At 46.7% G+C, this 19769-nt stretch carries 18 protein-coding genes; 13 read left to right on the top strand and 5 right to left on the bottom strand.

Annotated elements, in window-relative coordinates; translation table 11 throughout:
• Positions 1-22 precede the first annotated feature (22 nt).
• Entirely contained in the window at positions 23-1003 is a 981-nt protein-coding gene (locus ACSTTG_RS05560) for a CobW family GTP-binding protein (protein ID WP_438474036.1), read from the top strand.
• Between the two features lie 65 nt (positions 1004-1068).
• Here ACSTTG_RS05560 and ACSTTG_RS05555 read toward each other — a convergent pair whose 3' ends face one another.
• On the bottom strand, positions 1069-1845 hold the full coding sequence (locus ACSTTG_RS05555) for a siderophore-interacting protein (RefSeq protein ID WP_438474035.1): 777 nt from the start codon (positions 1843-1845) through the stop codon (positions 1069-1071).
• A gap of 213 nt (positions 1846-2058) precedes the next feature.
• Positions 2059-3003 (bottom strand): ribosome biogenesis GTPase YlqF, encoded by a 945-nt coding sequence (gene ylqF / locus ACSTTG_RS05550; RefSeq protein WP_438458192.1) that lies wholly within the window; start codon positions 3001-3003, stop codon positions 2059-2061.
• Positions 3004-3417: 414 nt separating this feature from the next.
• Here ylqF and ACSTTG_RS05545 point away from each other — a divergent pair, with 414 nt between their 5' ends.
• The 4 genes from ACSTTG_RS05545 to trpB all read left to right on the top strand — a co-directional run bounded on the left by ACSTTG_RS05545 (position 3418) and on the right by trpB (position 6816).
• Positions 3418-4095: an SDR family oxidoreductase gene (locus tag ACSTTG_RS05545; protein WP_438474034.1), complete on the top strand. Its 678-nt coding sequence runs from the start codon at positions 3418-3420 to the stop codon at positions 4093-4095.
• A 166-nt stretch (positions 4096-4261) separates the two neighbouring features.
• Complete coding sequence (locus ACSTTG_RS05540; RefSeq protein WP_438474033.1) at positions 4262-4549, top strand: carboxymuconolactone decarboxylase family protein; 288 nt, start codon at positions 4262-4264, stop codon at positions 4547-4549.
• 36 nt (positions 4550-4585) lie between these two features.
• On the top strand, positions 4586-5284 hold the full coding sequence (locus tag ACSTTG_RS05535; RefSeq protein WP_438474032.1) for a M15 family metallopeptidase: 699 nt from the start codon (positions 4586-4588) through the stop codon (positions 5282-5284).
• Between the two features lie 308 nt (positions 5285-5592).
• Positions 5593-6816 (top strand): tryptophan synthase subunit beta, encoded by a 1224-nt coding sequence (trpB, locus tag ACSTTG_RS05530; protein WP_438474031.1) that lies wholly within the window; start codon positions 5593-5595, stop codon positions 6814-6816.
• An 83-nt stretch (positions 6817-6899) separates the two neighbouring features.
• On the opposite strand, the gene ACSTTG_RS05525 is transcribed toward trpB, so the two are convergent.
• Positions 6900-7241, bottom strand: coding sequence for a hypothetical protein (locus ACSTTG_RS05525; protein ID WP_438458202.1), 342 nt, complete (start codon positions 7239-7241; stop codon positions 6900-6902).
• 292 nt (positions 7242-7533) lie between these two features.
• On the opposite strand from ACSTTG_RS05525, the gene ACSTTG_RS05520 reads away from it, so the two are divergent.
• Positions 7534-8412 carry a LysR family transcriptional regulator gene (locus ACSTTG_RS05520; protein WP_438474030.1) on the top strand — a complete coding sequence of 293 codons (879 nt, stop codon included), beginning with the start codon at positions 7534-7536 and terminating at the stop codon, positions 8410-8412.
• Positions 8413-8466: 54 nt separating this feature from the next.
• Here the strand turns inward: ACSTTG_RS05520 and ACSTTG_RS05515 are convergent, their stop codons facing one another.
• Both ACSTTG_RS05515 and ACSTTG_RS05510 read right to left on the bottom strand, forming a co-directional pair.
• Entirely contained in the window at positions 8467-10350 is a 1884-nt protein-coding gene (locus ACSTTG_RS05515) for an amidohydrolase (protein WP_438474029.1), read from the bottom strand.
• Positions 10351-10692: 342 nt separating this feature from the next.
• Positions 10693-11559: a DMT family transporter gene (locus ACSTTG_RS05510; protein ID WP_438458205.1), complete on the bottom strand. Its 867-nt coding sequence runs from the start codon at positions 11557-11559 to the stop codon at positions 10693-10695.
• 423 nt (positions 11560-11982) lie between these two features.
• Between ACSTTG_RS05510 and ACSTTG_RS05505 the strand changes: the two genes are divergently transcribed.
• From ACSTTG_RS05505 to ACSTTG_RS05475, 7 genes are all read left to right on the top strand, one after another.
• Positions 11983-12948, top strand: a complete 966-nt coding sequence (locus ACSTTG_RS05505) for a substrate-binding domain-containing protein (protein ID WP_438458206.1) — start codon at positions 11983-11985, stop codon at positions 12946-12948.
• A 58-nt stretch (positions 12949-13006) separates the two neighbouring features.
• On the top strand, positions 13007-14500 hold the full coding sequence (locus ACSTTG_RS05500; protein ID WP_438474028.1) for a sugar ABC transporter ATP-binding protein: 1494 nt from the start codon (positions 13007-13009) through the stop codon (positions 14498-14500).
• Positions 14501-14509: 9 nt separating this feature from the next.
• Positions 14510-15490 (top strand): ABC transporter permease, encoded by a 981-nt coding sequence (locus ACSTTG_RS05495; protein ID WP_438474027.1) that lies wholly within the window; start codon positions 14510-14512, stop codon positions 15488-15490.
• 144 nt (positions 15491-15634) lie between these two features.
• Positions 15635-16546, top strand: a complete 912-nt coding sequence (locus ACSTTG_RS05490) for a hypothetical protein (protein WP_438474026.1) — start codon at positions 15635-15637, stop codon at positions 16544-16546.
• Between the two features lie 270 nt (positions 16547-16816).
• Positions 16817-17305, top strand: coding sequence for a hypothetical protein (locus tag ACSTTG_RS05485; protein WP_438474025.1), 489 nt, complete (start codon positions 16817-16819; stop codon positions 17303-17305).
• A 74-nt stretch (positions 17306-17379) separates the two neighbouring features.
• The gene (locus ACSTTG_RS05480) at positions 17380-18375 is read left to right on the top strand and encodes a transposase (protein ID WP_438474024.1); all 996 of its coding nucleotides are present in this window, start codon (positions 17380-17382) and stop codon (positions 18373-18375) included.
• Between the two features lie 503 nt (positions 18376-18878).
• Complete coding sequence (locus tag ACSTTG_RS05475) at positions 18879-19727, top strand: GNAT family N-acetyltransferase (RefSeq protein ID WP_438458211.1); 849 nt, start codon at positions 18879-18881, stop codon at positions 19725-19727.
• Positions 19728-19769: the final 42 nt, after the last annotated feature.

Raw genomic sequence — 19769 nt, 5'->3', positions numbered from 1 at the left:
GAAAAAGAGGGAATTCAAGATTATGTCGTCAAGAGTACCAACCAACATTATCACCGGCTTTTTAGGGACAGGAAAAACCACCACTATCCTTAGCCTCCTAAAAAACAAACCCACAGAAGAAAATTGGGCTGTGCTCGTCAACGAGTTTGGGGAGATCGGCATTGATGGCGCGATCCTGTCAGACTCTGGTGCACTGATAAAAGAGGTGCCTGGTGGCTGTATGTGCTGCACCGCAGGTGTCCCGTTGAGTGTTGCGATTACTGCGCTACTGCGGCAAAATCCGGATAGACTGATCATCGAACCCACCGGCCTTGGTCACCCAAAAGAGGTCATGGCAACCCTGACATCTGAGCAATACCAAGCGTATATCGAATTGCGCTCGACCGTAACACTGACCGACGCTCGTTATTTCATCGACAGCAAATATACTGAGAATCAGAATTTTCACCAGCAGCTAGCGGTTGCCGACGTAGTTGTTGCAAACAAAAGTGAACTGGCGAGTGAGCTTGATGTTGACGCGATGGAAGTATGGTTAGTCGGAGAAGGTATCGAAACGCCTATTATTCACACATCCCAAGGGGAAATTGACCCGACGTGGCTGGATGCGTTTATTAAGCCAGCGGAGTCGCTGAATATCGAAACCCACCACCATCACCATGCAGCGGATGAACCCCAATTTCAATTGCCGCCGGATCAAACTCATACGCGTAAAGAGAACAAGGGGCAAGGTTACTTTTCGTGTGGTTGGTTGTTTGGCGCAGAAGTCGTGTTTGGCTTTGATGACCTTTTCTCGATGCTCAGTGACTTGCAAGCTGAGCGAGTCAAAGGCGTAATGAATACCGATCAGGGGTGCTATGCCTTTAACAAGGCCAATGGCGTGTTGTCTGTCAACGATCTCTCACTTGAAGGTTTCGAATCGCGTATCGAGGTGATTGACAGCCAATTGATGCCATGGGATCAACTGGAGTCGGTTTTGCTAACCATCGCAGGTCAGACTAAATAACCGCTATCTCCTCTGAGCGTATCAGCACATTACCACGCCATTGCTGATACGCTCACAAACCTTATTCAACTGGACTCTTGCTCGGCATCTTGTTTTTTTAAGACCTTATGCCCATCTTCCGTCACACCGCGTTTCCAATAACTGCTGATGTAAATCGCTTCACGATCAACGTTTTTCTCATTCCTAAAATACTGACGCATTGCCCGCATGGTATCAAACTCACACGCGCACCAAACAAATACATCATCTGATAGCCACTCTAGTTCGCGTACTCGCTCCTCAATCAAATCCTCACCAGTTACCCAAATGACTTGCATTGATTCTGGTAACGCAAGTGCTTGGATATCCTCTTTGCTAGCGACTTGTATCACGGCATATCCTTGGGCATGGTCAGGCAGGCTTTTGGTCTTGGCCGTCAAAGCGGGTAAAGAGGTCATGTCTGCCACCATAAAAAACCAACTTGCGTCGAGTTTAATGGGTGCGATAGCTCCTGGTCCGGCGATGGATATCGTGTCATTGACTGATGCATGCATTGCCCAGCGCGCTGCAAAGCCACAGCTCGGGTCTTGGGTTATATGACGAACAAAATCAATTTCTATCGTGTTAGTTTGCGAATCAAATTGACGGATGGTGTAGGTGCGCATGACTGGACGAGACGCGTCATCTAGGGTGGTAAGATCGGTGTTACCATCAGGAGTAAACACAAGCTTAACGTAGTCACCCCCACAGTCATGAGGAAATTTCGCGAAGTCGTCGCTTTGTAGGACAAGGCGTTGCATGTTGGGTGTGATGGTTTGTGTAGAGACAACTGTGGCTCGTTTAAGGGTCGGCTTTTTCTTCATCTATTCTGCTTACTTTATGATTTATCTCGTTGTAATCAGCATAGCAGTGGAACTAGAGGTGTGGTAGTTAACGGCCTTGTTGTGATGGTGATACACGATGTGTGTAGTGGTCGTTGGCAAGTAAAGTGCAGTGAAGCTTGTTGGCGAACAGATGAATGGGAGTTAAGGAATAGGCAGTGTCGGAGAAAAATGACACTGCCGAAGTTAGCAGGCTTAGCGCTTGTTTTTCAAGTAGCGCTTGCGGCGCTCTTCTTTCTTCTTAGCTTTTTCTTCAGCCTTACGCGCCGCTTCAATCTCAACCTCGATCAGCTCTTGAGTGATCATCTCAGGAAGCTCAAGGGTCAGTTGGCCCAATGTGCCATTGCGCAGTTCATGGAGCAAGATCTCAGAGGCTTTGTGCAGATTGACGCGACCACCCGATTGCAGTGCGCCGCGACGGCGACCGATCTCTTCCATGATCTCGAGATCAGATTCTGGCATCTCTTCGATTTCATAGCGCTGTTTTAGGCGCTCTGGATAGGCTTGTGCTAAGTACTCGACGGTGTAAAACGCCACATCTTCGTATTCCATCGCCGTATCTTTAACCGCGCCCGTTGCCGCAAGGCGAAAGCCACTATGCGGGTTTTCAACCTTCGGCCACAAAATTCCTGGAGTGTCTGACAACACAATACCGTTTTGCAGGTTAATACGTTGCTGACGACGAGTTACCGCAGGTTGGTTACCTGTCACTGCGATAGTGCGACCAGCGAGTGTGTTGATGATGGTTGACTTACCCACATTCGGGATACCCATGATCATGGTGCGGATGTTCTTGCCAATCTCTTCACGGTGCGGCGCGAGCTTACGACACAACTCCATGATCTTATGTACTTCTTGAGTGTTAGAAGTGGTGATTGCCATCGCTTTCACCCCTTGCTCTTTCTCAAAGTGGGCAATCCAAAGGTCAGTCAACTCGGGATCTGCTAAGTCACGCTTGTTCAGCACCTTAACCACCGGCTTGTCACCCCGGATCTGCGAAATCATTGGGTTTTCGCTGCTAAATGGAATTCGCGCATCAAGGACTTCAATGATCACATCCACCTGTGGGATGGCTTCCTCGATCTCTTTGCGCGCTTTGTGCATGTGGCCAGGAAACCATTGGATTGTGTTATTAACCATATGAAAATTTTACCTATTGTTTTTATGGTTAGGCTGGTGGGGCATGGATAGGGATCGCAACGAGAGTCAAAACATTCGACTGCGCAGTTGACCGGATTGATTTCACACGCCCATACAGCATTTAATGTGACAATATTAACACTTCCTGCTGGGTATCGAAACTTGTGATGGACGTTTCAAGGGGGCGAGGGGCGGGCAAAGCCCTTCGAGGTGCGAGGTGTATTTTACTCGTGGTATTGCCGGGCCTCACTATCGATAGAAGACGCCATGACCAAGCGGCGTATGGTGATGATTATTTAACAGATATCAACCAGCATCACATGACAGATGAAGGAACCGGGCTTTCGCTTTCCTTGTTCTTGATAATCCTGTAGCGTCACTCACGCTTAACAAAATGATTATTTGAGGAAGTTTATGAAGTCTGTACTAGTGACTGGCGCAACCAGCGGTATTGGTTATGCTCTCACCAAGTTATTGTGCGAGCAAGGTTACACTGTGGTGGCGACAGGTCGTAATCAAGATAAATTGGATGAGCTGAAACAGCTAACGGGCTGTCATACGTTGGCTGCGGACCTGGCTGATGCCGAGCAAGTCATCACTCTGTTTGACCGCGCCATTGAGTGTGTGGGTGAGCTTGATGTATTGATCAACAATGCCGGCATGAACTCGCGCAAGTGTGCGATTGAGGAGTTTACGCTAGAGGAGTTTGATCACCAGTATGCGATTAACCTGCGCGCGCCAGCTTTGCTAAGTCGTGAAGCACTCAAGCGGATGAAGCCGCGCAAACAAGGGCAAATTATCAATGTGGTCAGCACAGTGGCCAAGCGCGCGAATGAGACCATGAGCATCTATACCGCGATGAAGCAGGGCTTAGCCGGGTTTAGCGCGATACTGATGAAAGAGGCGCAGCCGCATGGTATCAAGGTAACCTCCTTATTCCCTGGTGGCACCGATACCAACTTTAGAGAGGCCGAGCGCCCGCAGTATATGCAGCCTGAGAGCGTGGCTAGCGCGATTGCGCATATCCTGACCCTACCCGCTGATTTGGTCATGCATGAGATGACGTTTAGACCGCCGGTTGAGCTAGAGTAACTATGAATAACTAGCATTGATAATCACCAGCCAAAGCGTGTTGGCTGGTAATTTAATGATGAGAGTAACGCTCGCTTACTTCGTATAAAAACGACACGTTATTCTTGTCTCTGTTTTTTGTCTCGTTTATCTTGTTTTAGGTTATTTATTCTTTAAGGGAAGGAATATGCTAGGAAAGCATCAAAAGCCGTATGGAGACTTTTATCGCTCAACGCACGACAATGAGCATTTGGATACCAAGACAGAGCTACTAGTCGGATTGTCGGCCGCCATGGCGATGAATTGCCTACCTTGTACCAACTATTATCTAAAACAGGCCAAACGAGCGGGTATTACCAAGGGAGAGATCTCAGACGTCACAGCAAAAGTAATGGCAGTGGCTGCAGGGCAAAAGAAGCTGCAGTTTCAGGAAGTGCTGGAGAAATTCAATATTGACCTAGAGAAGTTTGCTTAGGTGATATTGAAGCCACATGATAGACACAAGCTCAGTATGACGCATCATATCGACATATCCGATCCGTCGGTGGTTAAGGTGCCGATCGTGGAGAGCGCAGAGCCGCTGATCTCGGTTGTCAATCACATCGAACTTGGTCCGCCACCCGAGTGTCCTGCCACTCGGGACAACTATCATTTTGTGCGCCAAGGTGTGCTGGCTAGGCTTAACCTTGCCCAGCAGAGCTTGCCCGCAGGATTACGTTTGAGGCTCTACGAGGGTTATCGTTCGCCCGAGTTTCAACGCAACCTGTTTGCTCAGCAGTTGGCACAAGTTAATACAACCCATCCTCAGCTTTCATTCCCAAAGCGTTATCAAAAGGCAGCCCAGCTCGTTGCACCGGTAGAAACGGTGAGTGGTGAAAGCCTTACACCACCGCACAGTTCAGGCGGTGCGGTTGATATTGAGATCGTCGACTCTAATGGAGAGGTCATCGATTTTGGTATGGAAATTAAGGATTGGGCTAGAGTTCCCGCGGCTTTATGCGCTACTAACGCCTCTGGGTTAGCGACAAAAGCCATCCAAAACCGTGCGTTGCTGGTCTCAGTGATGGAAGCGGCGGGCTTTGTGAATTACTCACGTGAATGGTGGCACTTCTCTTATGGTGACCAATACTGGGCCTACTTGAGCGATAAGCGACAGGCGCACTATGGATGTGCTGCACAACCGTGTTCATCAAATCAACCGCTAAACTAAGCTCGGCAATAAATCATCATGAGTGATGAGTTCAACTTAGTGAATGAACACGAATTAAGCTGAGTTGAAAATACCCTTCGGCAAATATCAAGCAGCGAAAATTGATTCAATTTAATTTAGGTTAACTTAGTAGCCCATATATTATGTGTGTTTTTACCTCGGTCTTGAGGCTTTATTCAACATAGAAAATAGTGACTAATCACAGAATGAAAAATCACTAAACTAGTTGGGTAGTACAATGCTTTAGCTTGGGTTATAACACTTAAACATTTTGAATTGAACGAATTGTTTAGCTAAAGGATTATGTTATGGAAAACACGTTTTCACATTCGCTGCCCGATGAGAATGGCTTTTTTGGTGAGTATGGTGGTAGCTTTATCCCACCGGAGCTCGAAGGGATCATGAAAGAGATCAATGCGGCTTATAATATTTGTCGCCAAGACCCTGAGTTCTTGTCTGAGCTTGCAAGGTTATACAAGCATTTCGTTGGTCGCCCGAGTCCGATTTTTCATGCGCAAAACCTATCAAAAAAATACGGCGCAGATATCTATTTAAAACGTGAAGACCTTAATCATACTGGGGCACATAAGATAAACCACTGCTTGGGTGAGGCGCTGCTGGCCAAAAAGATGGGTAAGAAAAAGCTCATCGCTGAAACGGGAGCAGGGCAACACGGCGTGGCACTGGCGACGGCTGCAGCGCTGGTGGGATTGGAGTGTGATATCTATATGGGTGAAGTTGATATTGCTAAAGAGCACCCGAATGTGGTTCGAATGCGCATTTTGGGGGCGAATGTTATCCCTGCTACCCATGGTCGCAAAACGCTTAAAGAAGCCGTTGATGCCGCGTTTGAGGCTTACCTGAAAGATCCTGTCACTCAACTCTACGCGATCGGTTCTGTTGTTGGGCCGCATCCTTTCCCTAAGATGGTCCGTGACTTTCAATCTATTGTTGGTAACGAAGCTCGCGTGCAGTTTAAAGAGATGACTGGTGAGTTGCCGGATAATCTGGTGGCCTGTGTCGGTGGTGGCTCGAATGCGGTTGGCTTATTCAGCGCGTTTTTAGAAGACAGTGAGGTGACGCTTTATGGGGTGGAGCCTGCCGGTCGCAGTCTTGAAGAGCGAGGCGAACACGCAGCCACGCTTACATTAGGCAAGCCGGGTGTAATGCACGGATTTAAGTCTTATATGCTGATGGATGAGCAGGGAGAGCCAGAGCCTGTGTACTCGGTGGCAAGTGGTCTAGATTACCCATCGGTTGGGCCTCAGCACGCATACTTGAAAGACATAGGCCGCGTTGAGTATCGTGCCATCAACGACCAACAAGCGATTGATGCCTTTTTTGAATTATCGCGACTGGAGGGAATTATTCCCGCAATTGAATCGTCTCACGCCGTTGCTCAGGCAATTGAGCTGGCCAAGAGGGGTGAAAAGGGCTCGATTTTACTCAACTTGTCGGGGCGTGGTGATAAAGATATCGACTTTGTTGTAGAGCAATACGGAAAGCAATACGGTATAGAGACTCTCGTCTAAGCTTTTTTGCATGCACAAAAGGGAAGCGCTCGCTTCCCTTTTTTCTTGCAGCTATCCCAATAGGGTTGGCAGTCTTGGAAAGCTTAGCCTTGAACAAGCTCAACTGGACCATGGTCGTCACAGTGATCGCCATGTTGGTGATGCAGTCGACCATCTACGATGTAGCAGATGTGGTCGCCATGACGCACGGCCTCATGACCACAGTCTGGACCATGAACGTGATCGGTACAAACGTGCACCGGGTTACAGTGATCAGGGTTTGTCTCTGTTACTTCAAGCGAATGTACATCACAGTGATCACCATGTGGGTGGTGTAGATCACCGTCAACCAAGTAGCAAGTGTGATCGTCGTGACGGATCGCAGTGTGACCACAGTTTGGACCGTGAACATGGTTAGCGTGAGAGTGTGTATTAGTACAAGTCATTGTTAAATCTCTAAGTTTGGTTATTGCTAACGACAAAACTAACACACAAATAATGTGCATTATGTTGCACTTTGGTTGTATGAGATAAGGCTCACATAAAAAATGCCATATTGAAACGTTATAACATTTCAATATATTGAGTTAAACTAACTTTACGGCATGAATGACTGATTAGATAAAGAAAATTGGCAATATATATAGGCGTAATTTCAAGGTAGTTGTTATTTTGCTGTGGCACATAACCTGTGTCATTATAGGCCGTAGGTTACGCTGATATTATTAGGACTATCCATTGCTACAAACCATGAATATTGAGCACATCTACTATTTTGTCACTGTAGTAGAAACCAATTCGATCACGCAGGCTGCACGCCAACTTAAGCGCGATCGTACCACTATCAGTAATGCCATCAGCAACCTTGAAGCTGATTTGGACCTAACCTTGTTTACTCGTCAGGGCAGGTCGATAAAATTAACGCCAGTGGGCCAAGACCTTTATCGTCATGCGCGAAATCTAGTCCTTCAGCATCAGAGTTTTTATAATCATAGTTTGTCGCTTCAGGCCAACATAGAGAGCCAATTGAATATCGGTTACGACAACTTTGTATCTAGCCAGGATATTGTAAAAATCGAACGAGCTATATATTCACGCTTTCCCAATACTCAACTTCACTGGCATTATGTTGATGATAAAAACAACTTTGCACAGTTGCAAAAAGGACGTTTAGACCTTTGTTATCTTTTGTTCAAGAACCAAGATGTGCCAGAGGTAATCCAAGCAGCCCATCTCAAACCGACTAACTTGATTGCTGTCGCCTCACCGCGTCAATATGCTTATATCGATGAGGTGAGAAGTTTTAACTCGTTAAGAAATAAAACCCTAATTGCCTTTAATGAATTGGAGAATGCGATTCGTCTTGATCGCATTCCTAGGGTACAAAACGTAGGGTCATTGGAACAGGTAATCCGTTTGCTGCAGGTCAAACCTAGTTGGGCGCTGGCACCAGAGTCGGCTGTCAGAGAAGACATCGCACTGGATAAGCTGATGCAGATAAACTTAGATATTACTCAAGGTTTACCTATCCAACGTGTGATGACTTGGAAGATGACCAGTGAGATTGGACAAGTGAAGCGTTGGCTAATAGATAATAGTGCCGAGCTATTAAACTAGAACATTAAAGGGCCCTTAGTAGGGGCCCCCGTCTTATTCATCGATGCAGTTATATTAGTTCAAATCAACTTGACTTACAGCGCGTTGGATATTCATTGAGGTTGCACAAGAATCACCCCCACGAGCACTATCAATGCGGGTTAAGATTTGTTCGATTTTACGGTTGTTGCCCTCTTGAGAGATGCCTGCACTGCGGCCAGTTTCGGTATTATTGGCATGACCACGGTAGATGGTTGCAGCCACATTAATGTCCTTGATGGTCTCAGGTGCTACTGTGTATGGACTCTGGTCGAGAACCGTGAAGTTAGCATATTTACCGACTTCGATACTGCCGACTTGTTGCTCCAGACGTGCTGAGTATGCCGCGTCCAGTGTCACCGCACGCAGTGCTTCTTGGGGCGAGATTCGCTCTTGTGGACCAAGCAAGCTGCCGCTCAGCCCGGTACGATTTACCGCTGCCCACATCATTGCTAATGGGCTTGCTGGTGCCATTGGTGAGTCCGAATGTAGTGATAGGATGCCACCGGCATCAAGGAAAGAGCGACCACGTGACATTTCTGATGCACGTTCCGCGCCGATACCATGCTGGCTATAGTTCTCACCGAGAACGTGCGTGTAGAATGGGTTAACACTAAAACTTGCACCCGCAGCCACAGCGCGCGGGATGTCATCTTTATCCGTAAAGGCGAGGTGGTGGAAGTCACTGCGGTGATCATCACGCGGGTGTTCTTTTTGTAGTTTCTCAAGGATGCCAACGCCAACATCAAAACCAAGGTCGCCGTTTGAGTGGATGACGGCGGTGTAGTCTTCTTTCCAGAAACCACGCCAAATGGGTTCAAGTTGGTCAGGGTAAATCATCCATTCACCGTCGTGACCGTCGGTGTAACCGTCTTTCATCTGCATCAACTGTGAGTACATCGCGCCGTCAGTAAACAGTTTGATATGCTTTGGCATCCAGCGAACTTGCTCACTTTGGGTGTCAGGGTTGCTTGTTTGCGCTTTCGCGGCTGCAATCATCGCATCCACATCTCCTTTCGCATGAGCGTTAAGGAAGAAGGCGGATGGCATCATCCAGTAATCCATGGCTAGATCAGATTGCTCAAAAACATCAATCATGGTCTTTATCGTTGCGTCATCGACACTGACGCCTGGGTCAATCGCGGTGGTGATCCCAGATGCCTGCATGTATTCTTTGGCGCGTTCAAAGCCAGTGACAAACATACCTTGCTTAGCCATTTGATCAATTAGCGTTGGAAATACAATCGTACCGCCTTGCTCCCAAACATGCCCTGTTTCCCAGTCCATATGATTGTAGCCGTAGGCTTCACCCTGCCAGTCTTGTTCTGTCCAGCCCATCATGGCCAGACCGGCATCATTAAAGAAAATCTCGTGGAAAGAGCGCTGCCAGATCACGATTGGTCGATCTTGTGATATTTCATTGAGTAGCGCGCGGCTCATATTGCTGCCGTGAAAGTACTTGTGGTAACCCCATACCCACAGCGGCTCGCCTTTTGGCTTGGTTTTGTCGAGTTCCTTTACGCGCGCGATAAAGTCCTTTTCGCTCTGTACCCCAGTCACATCACCCCACGGCAGATTCCAATCTGCCGGAGTAACAAACTCCATTGGTGTTAGCATAGCGAGCAACCAAGCGTGCAGGTGTGGGTCTAGAAACCCCGGTGTGATTACTTTGTCGGCGTAGTCGATGTTGACTGAGAAGCCTGGTTGGTGGCTGTACTGGTTGATAAGTTCCTTCTCACTTCCGACTTGAATTATCTTTCCTTGATGAACCGCAACCGCTTCTGCTAAAGGTTTACTATCATCCATAGTAATAATTTCTTTTGCCTTAAAGACGGTGACACCCTGTAACTCGTCCGCATGGGCAACATTAGTTGCTAATGCAATAGAAAGACTTAGCAGAGAAAACTTGTGCAATTTCATAAATTGTTAACCTTGACGTTTTTGAAAACGTTGAGATTTTAGGTGAATTCTCTGTGGCGCATAAATTACAAAGATGAGCTTTGTGTGGTGCTTGTTACCACACAAACAAGCAGAGGTGTGCCTTGTATCACAGTCAAATAGACACGCACAGAGGAAAGATGAGATGGATGCTTTACTACTGTGGAGTGTAAGGAGATCTATTCCAATAAAAACAATAGGTAAATTAATTTTCAAATTTAGATATAGTGTTTGTTGGTCTCTTGTTCCTGCTAACAACTTTTAACCCGTACGCACGATAAACTGTGCGCCTTGAGAACCTAACGATTAATTTACGCCAAGTATTTACTTATTAGATTGAATAGACTGAGCGGTCACCACAAGTCCCACACCGACTAAGATGAGTGAGGACGCAAGCAGTGCATCAAGCGATAAAGATTCACCAAGAATGAGTATCCCCAGCCCGAGCGCAATGACGGGCACGGTCAACTGACTCACAGAGGCTTGGAGAAGCGATAATTTGCTTAATGCCTGATACCAAAGTACGTACCCTGCGCCTGACGCGAGAGACCCTGATAGGAGTGCGTAAAGCACACCTTTCACAGTCACGTGAAGGTTTTCTAACGAAAGAGGCATGACGAATAAGCTCAAACCCGTCGCGACAATAAACCCTTGAGTCACAGACTGGGTGGGACTGATTCCTTGGCCTGCCAACTTTTTTCCAATCACAGTAAAAATCGCCCACGCCACTCCAGACGACAGCATGTAAATTGCTGCTATCACATCTGGCTGTTGTGCGCTGGGTAGCATCAACACGACGAAGCCCAATGTTGCGATTATGATCCCAATAGACTGGCCTTTCGAAAGCCCATTACCACCAAGGCAATGGGCTAGAACTAAACTGATTTGTACTGAACCGAAGAGTAAAAGCGCGCCTGTCCCTGTTGAGAGTTCAAGATAAGCAAATGAAAACAGTAATGCATACGCGAGTAGACTGGCGCCTGAGATTGCAGAGTAATGATTTAAACGTCGAATAGGGTTGGTTTTTTGTTTAAGTAGGCAAAAAGCGAACAGGAACAATGCGCCAAAGGCAACCCTCAATGTCGTAAAGCTCGCAGCGTCGATAGCTTGTTCAGCTAATGCCATTCGCGCCAAGAGGGAGTTAGCGGCAAATGCCAGCAAAGCAAAAAAAGTGGTAATGAGCAGTTTCACGTTTGTTCCTGAAGAGCAAAGCCCTAAATATACTGAGTAAATGGGAAGCTAGCAAAGCTCGTTTAATTATGAGTTAGACTCTTTTTTATAAATAATATTGGATGAGAAAGCGGGTGTAAAAGTAAGTGATTCGATAGTTTTCGTAAGCATTTAAAAGATCACATGTTAGGTGGTAGAACGATTGTGCTTGAGATTTTGCCAAGCGATGGACATTTTTAGTTCACAAGTATGCGTAAACGATCACAATAAATGTGAATGCTGATAAGTGTTTTGCCTATGAAATCGACTACAGTCACGTAAATTGTGCTATGTGTCTTTCGAATTTCGTTTTGTGATTTTGAATTGTTTTTTAATTGGCTCATCTTTTTATACTCGATGGTAATTTCCGTTTATTCGCAATACCGAAGAGAAAAGGATGGAAAAATGAAGAAAGCAATATTAGCACTGACCATACTCACATCTATCACGGCGTCATTGCCGACAATGGCCAAAGACGTCGTGGTTGGTTTTTCTAATCGCACCCTGAATGGGGCCTATTTCTCGGCCATTACCACTCACATTAGCGAGTTAGGTAAAGAGCAAGGCTATAAAGTTATTAGCACAGATGCCCGAGCTGATCTAAATAAGCAGATGGCAGACGTTGAGGATCTGGTGGCCAAGGGTATCGACTACCTGATCTTAAACCCACAAGATCCAGCATCTTCGCTGCGCATCGTTGAACAGGTGCGTAAAAAAGGCATCCCAGTTATTACCGTCGATAGTGACATCAGTACTAAGGCTGACGTAGTGACGCGAATTCTGCCCGATAACGAAGGAAATAACTTACTGATTGGTGAATATGCGGTTGAGCAGTTTGGTAACAAGAAGATTAATCTTGCCGTGATCAGTGGTAACCAAGGTAATTTGGTGGGTAGAACGCGGAGAACCTCATTTTTCCTTGGCATTATTGATGCTCAGCTGCGCAGCTCGAACAAAACGAATCTCGAAATCATCACTCAAGCATGGGGAGGCTGGGATCAGCAAGGTGGTATGAAAGCCGCTGAAGATATTCTAGTGGCTTACCCGAACGTGAATGCCATATATACAGAGAATGACGATATGGCGCTTGGTGCTATTCGTGCCATTCGCGCTGCCGGTAAAACCAATGACATTCGCCTCTATTCTTATGACGGCAATAAAAATGCTTACAAAGCGATAGCCGACGGCAAGATGGATGCAACCGGTGAAAATAACCCATTGATCATGGCCAAAATGGCCATCGATATCATCAAAGAGCTCGAGGCAAATGAAAAAGATATCAGCAGTTATCCTGATTACAGCCTCACGCCAACGCTGATGGTGAATGAGAAAAATGCTCAAGTAGTCTACGACAAAGACTCACTCTTCTGATCTCACGCAATACAACCCAGCCCCACTTGGGGCTGGGATTGCCTATGGGAGGGCTACTATGTACGCAGTTGAAATAGATGGAGTGAGCAAGCGCTTTGGTGGTGTTGTTGCATTGGACCATGTCGACCTCAGGGTGGAGCAGGGCAGTATTCATGCATTGGTTGGCGAGAATGGTGCGGGCAAATCGACCTTGATGAAAATCCTCTCAGGGATCTACAAAAAGGACTCGGGTAGCATCGCAATCAATGGCGTCGTGGCGAATATTCATTCCCCGCAGCAGGCGCAAAAGCTGGGTATAGGGATAATTCACCAAGAGTTCTCATTGGCCCCTGACTTGAGTGTTGCGGAGAACATGTTTTTATCTGAACTGTCGAGTGGTATGTTCATCGACTGGAAAAATCTGTATCGAAGAGCCGCTGATATCATAGAGAATTTTGGTTTTGATATTGACCCGAGAGCGAAAGTTGAGACCTTATCGGTGGCTTATCAGCAGATCATAGAGATCTCTAAGGCGCTAGCAAAGCAGGTCAAAGTGTTAATCTTGGATGAGCCAACTGCGGTACTGGCTGGGCCAGAAATCGATGTGTTGTTTGACCACCTGTTAAGGCTAAAACAGCAAGGGGTTTCTATTATCTATATCTCCCATCGCTTAGATGAAATATTCCGAATTGCAGATAAGATTACCGTACTAAAAGATGGTGCCAGCGTTTCAAACCTATTACCAGACCGATGCACTCATGACGACATTATTCATGCCATGGTAGGAAGAGAACTAAATACCATCTTTCCCAAGACCCAGGACAGTACCACCCAAGAACTATTGCGAATCGATGGGCTCAACCGGGGCAGCCAGCTAATTGATATCAATTTCACTCTGAATAAAGGCGAAATTTTGGGCATCGCAGGACTGGTCGGCGCAGGTCGAACCGAGCTATGCCGCGCGATATTTGGTCTCGATCATGTTGACTCTGGCGCAGTGATGAAGCTCGGCAATCCTCTTTCAATTCGAAGTGCTAAACAGGCGATTAGTCACGGTATTGCTATGGTGCCGGAAAATCGTAAGGAGCAGGGGGCGGTATTGGAATTGCCTATCAGCAGCAATATGACCATGGCCAACCGTAAGCAGGTGGCGCCGCATTTTGGTTTTATTCAGTTGTCTGAAGAGCGTCACATTTGTCTCGGGTTATCAGAAAAGCTGAGATTGAAGTCGGCCTCCTTGCTGCACAACGTCGCTTCGCTCTCGGGAGGCAATCAGCAAAAAGTTGTTCTGGCGAAATGGCTTAATACCGACTCTGATGTGTTGATCCTGGATGAACCTACGCGCGGCGTTGATGTCGGAGCCAAGTCTGAGATTTACCAAATCATTCGCGACTTAGCGGCAGAGGGGCGCGGGATCATCTTAGTCTCATCTGAATTACCGGAGCTTGTCGGTATGAGTCACCGCGTATTGGTGATGGCGGAAGGGACGGTGACGGGCGAGCTAACAGGGCAAGAGATCAACGAACAAGCAATCATGAGGCTCGCGCTACCCTCACGCAAGCGAGTTCACTAGGAGGTAGTTATGCAAGATAAGGTGTTGAACCAGCGAAGAACGACAGCGTTTAATGGGGCAAAACTGTGGCAATTACTACTCGAGAACAGTGCGCTAGTTGTGCTGATCATTATGCTGGTTGTCGCAGGGTTGAGCTCTGACCGGTTTTATACCACGACTAACATCAATAATATTATTGCTCAGAGTGTGCCCTTAGGTATTGTGTCTTTAGGGATGTTGTTTGTGATCTTAACCGGCGGCATAGACCTATCGGTTGGCTCAGTGATGGCGTTATGTTCGGTCATTACCTCGATGGTTATTCCTGAGGCCGGCGTGCTGGCTGCACTAGGGGTCGGCGTGGGCGTAGGAGCACTCTGTGGTGCCTTTTCTGGTCTATTAGTCAGCCTCGGCAAACTTGCCCCCTTTGTGGCGACACTAGCGACCATGACCATCGCGCGTGGGCTGTCTCTGATCTGGTCAAAAGGGCAGCCAATATTTGTTGAATCGGATCCCTTTGTCGATTTTGGGGTAGGCCGCTTTATGGGTCTACCTCTGACTGCTTTTGTGTTGTTTGCCGTGTGGTTTGCAGCCCTGACTTGCCTGCGCAAGAGCATGTTCGGTCGTTTGGTGATCGCGATTGGTAGTAATGAAACCGCGGTGAGATACAGCGGAGTCAAAGTTGACTGGTTTAAGTTCGCAGTTTACGTCATATCCGGTATTGCGTGTGCCATTGCTGGGATCATCAGCGCAACGCGAACTGGCGTCGGCAGTCCGATACTTGGTATCGCATTTGAGCTCGATGTGATTGCGGCCGTGGTGATTGGTGGTGCAAGCATGACAGGCGGCAGAGGTACCACCCTTAACACCATCATCGGCGTGTTTATCCTAGCCATCATCGGTAATTTGATGAATCTAATGTCGATTCCTGGTTATCACCAACAGGTGGTGAAAGGGTTTATCATTATTGGCGCGGTATTGATTGAGGGGCTTAAACGACATAAAGCGACGTGACGGATAATAACTCACGTGGCGCGCTGGCCAGAGTTATCGATGGCGCAAACTAGTAATTCAGTGTTAATAGGACGACACTTTGCCTACGCAGAAAACGAGTAGGGTGATAATGTATACCTATGTTTTATCGAGAATATCTTGGCTATGAGAATTAAAATCCTGATTGGTATTTTTGCTTTCTTACTAACGGCATGTAATGGAGCTAGTAGCTCTGGTGATAGAGTCATTTTTCCAGAGCCAACCCAGGCCTTTGCTTTCGATACCATAGACAGCATGTCGCTTCCCAACGATGCTCCTTTGATGAATGCTCCAGGCCATGTAAGTTGGGCTTCAAGAGCAATGATTAATCAAGGCGTACCGCGTGGTGATGCCGCTCCTCAATGGTGGGCTGACCGTATCATAAATGACTCTTTGGTGGCGCCTAACGCATGGAATGCATTGACCGGATGGTTTACGGTTTTTGAATCCAAAGATAACTTAGTTCACGATGTTGAGGTCCATTATAGTAATTTTGAAATTTGGCTATTAACAGGAAGTAATGTTCAATCTGCTGTTTGGCGTAAGTTAACGTCAACACCGGTTACCTGGGGTTCTTATTACGATTCGGATATAGTGACTTGGAAAGGAAAAGCGTCACCGGTAGCGAACAGTTATCACAGTTACTTCGACTTTAAGCATCCTGAAATTTTACATGCTGGGACAGCGAGAATTCCGTTTAATGGACGAAATGTTCTAGGTGTATTTGTGAGAACAAAAGCTTGGATCGAAAGTTCACATGATGATGCCAAAATATTGATCAGTATCGGTGTTGACTACTATCCAGATGAGGTAACTTCAGTTGAAGCAGGGGATTTCGCAGATGCGAATTATCTTTCTGGTGCTGGTGGTAGTCGCTTTATTTATTTAACCCAACAACCTAAATGGTTTTATATGGCCAATGTGGCTGATGACAGTTTAAGTACTGTCGACCAATCTAGTCCTTTCGCACGCAATGGAGGGCAGCATTATCTGACAGTCTCTCAGTGGTTAAACAACCTTCCAGAACTCGATGAGTAAGGTATTTCACTCAGGGATATTAAATATATAATAAATATATAGAAATAAATATACAGACACCCATATCATTTAATATATTGTAAATATATAGACACCTGTAAATATATAGACACCCATTAAAATTAAATGTTTAGACACCCGTAAGACCGATAAATATATTAATAAATATATAGACACCCATATAATAAATATATAGACACCCATATAACTGGAGAAGTTATCGACTCACACCTACACTGAAAGTAGTGCTCAAATCTTAGGGGAATCAAGATGCCCAAAGCTCGCTCTGAACAAGTTAGTCTGGATGATACGGCCTACTACCACTGTGTTTCGCGCTGTGTGCGCAGGGCGTACTTGTGTGGCATTGATGAAATGACTGGCAAGAGTTATGAACATCGGCGGAACTGGGTTGAAGAGCGTTTGCTCAAGTTGGCGCGTGTGTTTGCGATTGATGTATGCTCGTATGCGGTGATGAGTAATCATACCCACTTGGTGCTGCATGTTAATCAGTTGACGGCTCTGGGTTGGAGTGCGAATGAGGTCTTAGAGCGTTGGCATCAATTGCACAAAGGAACGGTGCTAACCACTCGTTATCTGAGTGGGGAGCAGCTCGACGACGCGTCATTGAAAGCGGTTATGGATATTGTTGAGGTGTATCGCCAGCGTCTGTACGATATAAGCTGGTTTATGCGTAATCTGAATGAGACCATAGCCCGTCAAGCTAACAAGGAAGAGGGGTGTACTGGACTAAATATATAGACACCCATATAACTGGAGAAGTTATCGACTCACTCCTACACTGAAAGTAGTGCTCAAATCTTAGGGGAATTAAGATGCCCAAAGCTCGCTCTGAACAAGTTAGTCTGGATGATACGGCCTACTACCACTGTGTTTCGCGCTGTGTGCGCAGGGCGTACTTGTGTGGCATTGATGAGATGACTGGCAAGAGTTATGAACATCGGCGGGGCTGGGTTGAAGAGCGTCTGCTCAAGTTGGCGCGTGTGTTCGCCATTGATGTTTGCTCTTATGCGGTGATGAGTAATCATACCCACGTGGTGCTGCATGTTAATCAGGTCACGGCTCTGGGTTGGAGTGCGAATGAGGTCTTAGAGCGTTGGCATCAATTGCACAAAGGAACGGTGCTAACCACTCGTTATCTGAGTGGGGAGCAGCTCGACGACGCGTCATTGAAAGCGGTTATGGATATTGTTGAGGTGTATCGCCAGCGTCTGTACGATATCAGCTGGTTTATGCGTAATCTGAATGAGACCATAGCCCGTCAAGCTAACAGGGAAGAGGGGTGTACTGGACGATTTTGGGAAGGGCGTTTTAAATCGCAAGCGCTGCTTGACGAAGCCGCCTTAGTTGCCTGTATGGCTTATGTCGACTTAAACCCGGTCCGCGCCCAGATAGCACCAACCCCTGAAGAGTCTGAATATACCAGTATCAAGGCTAGAGTGGATACTCTCCGAGATTCTGACGGCTGCGACCCGCGCCAGCCTGAAGCCTTATTTCCCTTTGTTGGTGACCCCAGGCTGGAGATGCCAGAGGGACTGCCGTTCCGACTTAAAGACTACCTGTTACTAGTGGATTTCAGTGGTCGCGCTATACGTGAAGATAAGTGTGGAGCCATAGCTGAGTTCCAGCCGCCGATTTTGTCCAGACTAGGAATCGATGAGGCGGTGTGGAAATCTCTGATTGTTTCGCTTGAAAAGGAGTTCACCGGACCTATCGGCGGTGAGCAGTCTCTGCGTCAATATCAGCGACATCACGGCCTGCAGCGAATGAAAGGTGTTAGAGTCGCCAGGCGATGCTTTAAAGCGGCTTAACTTTCTATTTATCGAGGTCAATATTCCGCTGATGAGTGCAGTGGTTAGGAATTATTTGCCCGTTACTGCTCAATAACCCAAAACATAGTTCTATTCATAGATTTTGTCTGATATTTGGCTCCTTTTCCGTTCTGTATCCCTATGCTTGTCGATTCAATCGCTAGGTAAGCTTCTTCAACTAAGTCATAGATGTCTATATTTGGAAAAATTTTTATGGATGTCTTTAATCGACAGATGTCTATATTTGGAAAGTCTTATTATGGATGTCTTAAATCGGAATTATGGATGTCTGTATCAAATATCTGTATCAAATATCTATATCAGATATTTACGGGAACGAGTGCGGGTGCGTGAGCAAGAGTGCTGCAAATTGCCAGCTAATCTGTGTGATAACACCAGCGATTAGCGTAAATAAGAGCAAAGTCTATCTAGGCAAGAGAGATATCCGACACTACGCTTTCAAAAGTTGCCTTCGATGCCAAACAAAGCCTCAGGAGAGTGAAATGGATAACAAGCCCTTGATCATAAGAAGCATGGATAAAACGGAGTTTAGCCTTGCCATAGATTGGGCAGCGCAAGAAGGATGGAACCCAGGATTATGCGATAACCACAGTTACTATGCAGCAGATCCAGATGGATTTCTCGTTGGGCTGGTTGATGGTAAGCCTGTTGCCACAATATCGGTGGTTAAATACAACGCGACTTTTGGTTTTATCGGTTTTTATATCGTTGAGCCTGAGTATCGTGGCCGTGGTTATGGCTTACAAATCTGGCAGGCAGGCCTTGCAAAACTCAAGGGATGTAATATTGGTTTGGATGGGGTCATCGATCAACAGGACAACTACACCAAATCGGGGTTTAAATTGGCGTATCGCAATATTCGTTTTGAGGGCAGAGGAGGGGTTCAGCCTGTCACCAGTCATTCTGTAGTCGATCTCGACTCGACAGCGTTTTCGATGATCGAGCAATACAATCAACCGCTTTTCCCCGCACCCCGAGCCGCGTTTGACCGTGCTTGGATTGAGCAAAGCAATGCTAGAACATTAGGAATTATTGAAGAGGGTCGTTTACGTGGTTATGGCGTGATCCGTCAATGCCGCGATGGTTATAAGATTGGTCCTCTCTATGCAGATACCCCGGGTTTTGCCGACAGCATATATCAAGCCCTAATCGCAACCGTCGGTGATGTGCCGGTGTTTTTGGACGTTCCGGAAGTCAACCAAGATGCTTTTATGCTCGCTCAGCGATACCAAATGAAAGCGGCATTTGAGACGGCGAGGATGTACAGCGGAGGTTTCCCCGATATCAGACTAGATAAAGTATATGGTGTCGCTTCGTTTGAAATTGGTTAATTCCAAACAAGAAAACCAAGGTTATCGGGCTATCAATCAAGG

This window comes from Vibrio glycogenivorans (assembly GCF_051660965.1).
Taxonomy (GTDB): Bacteria; Pseudomonadota; Gammaproteobacteria; order Enterobacterales; family Vibrionaceae; genus Vibrio.
Note: the sequence above shows the minus strand (reverse complement) of the source record. Positions and strands in the feature narration are given on the sequence as shown.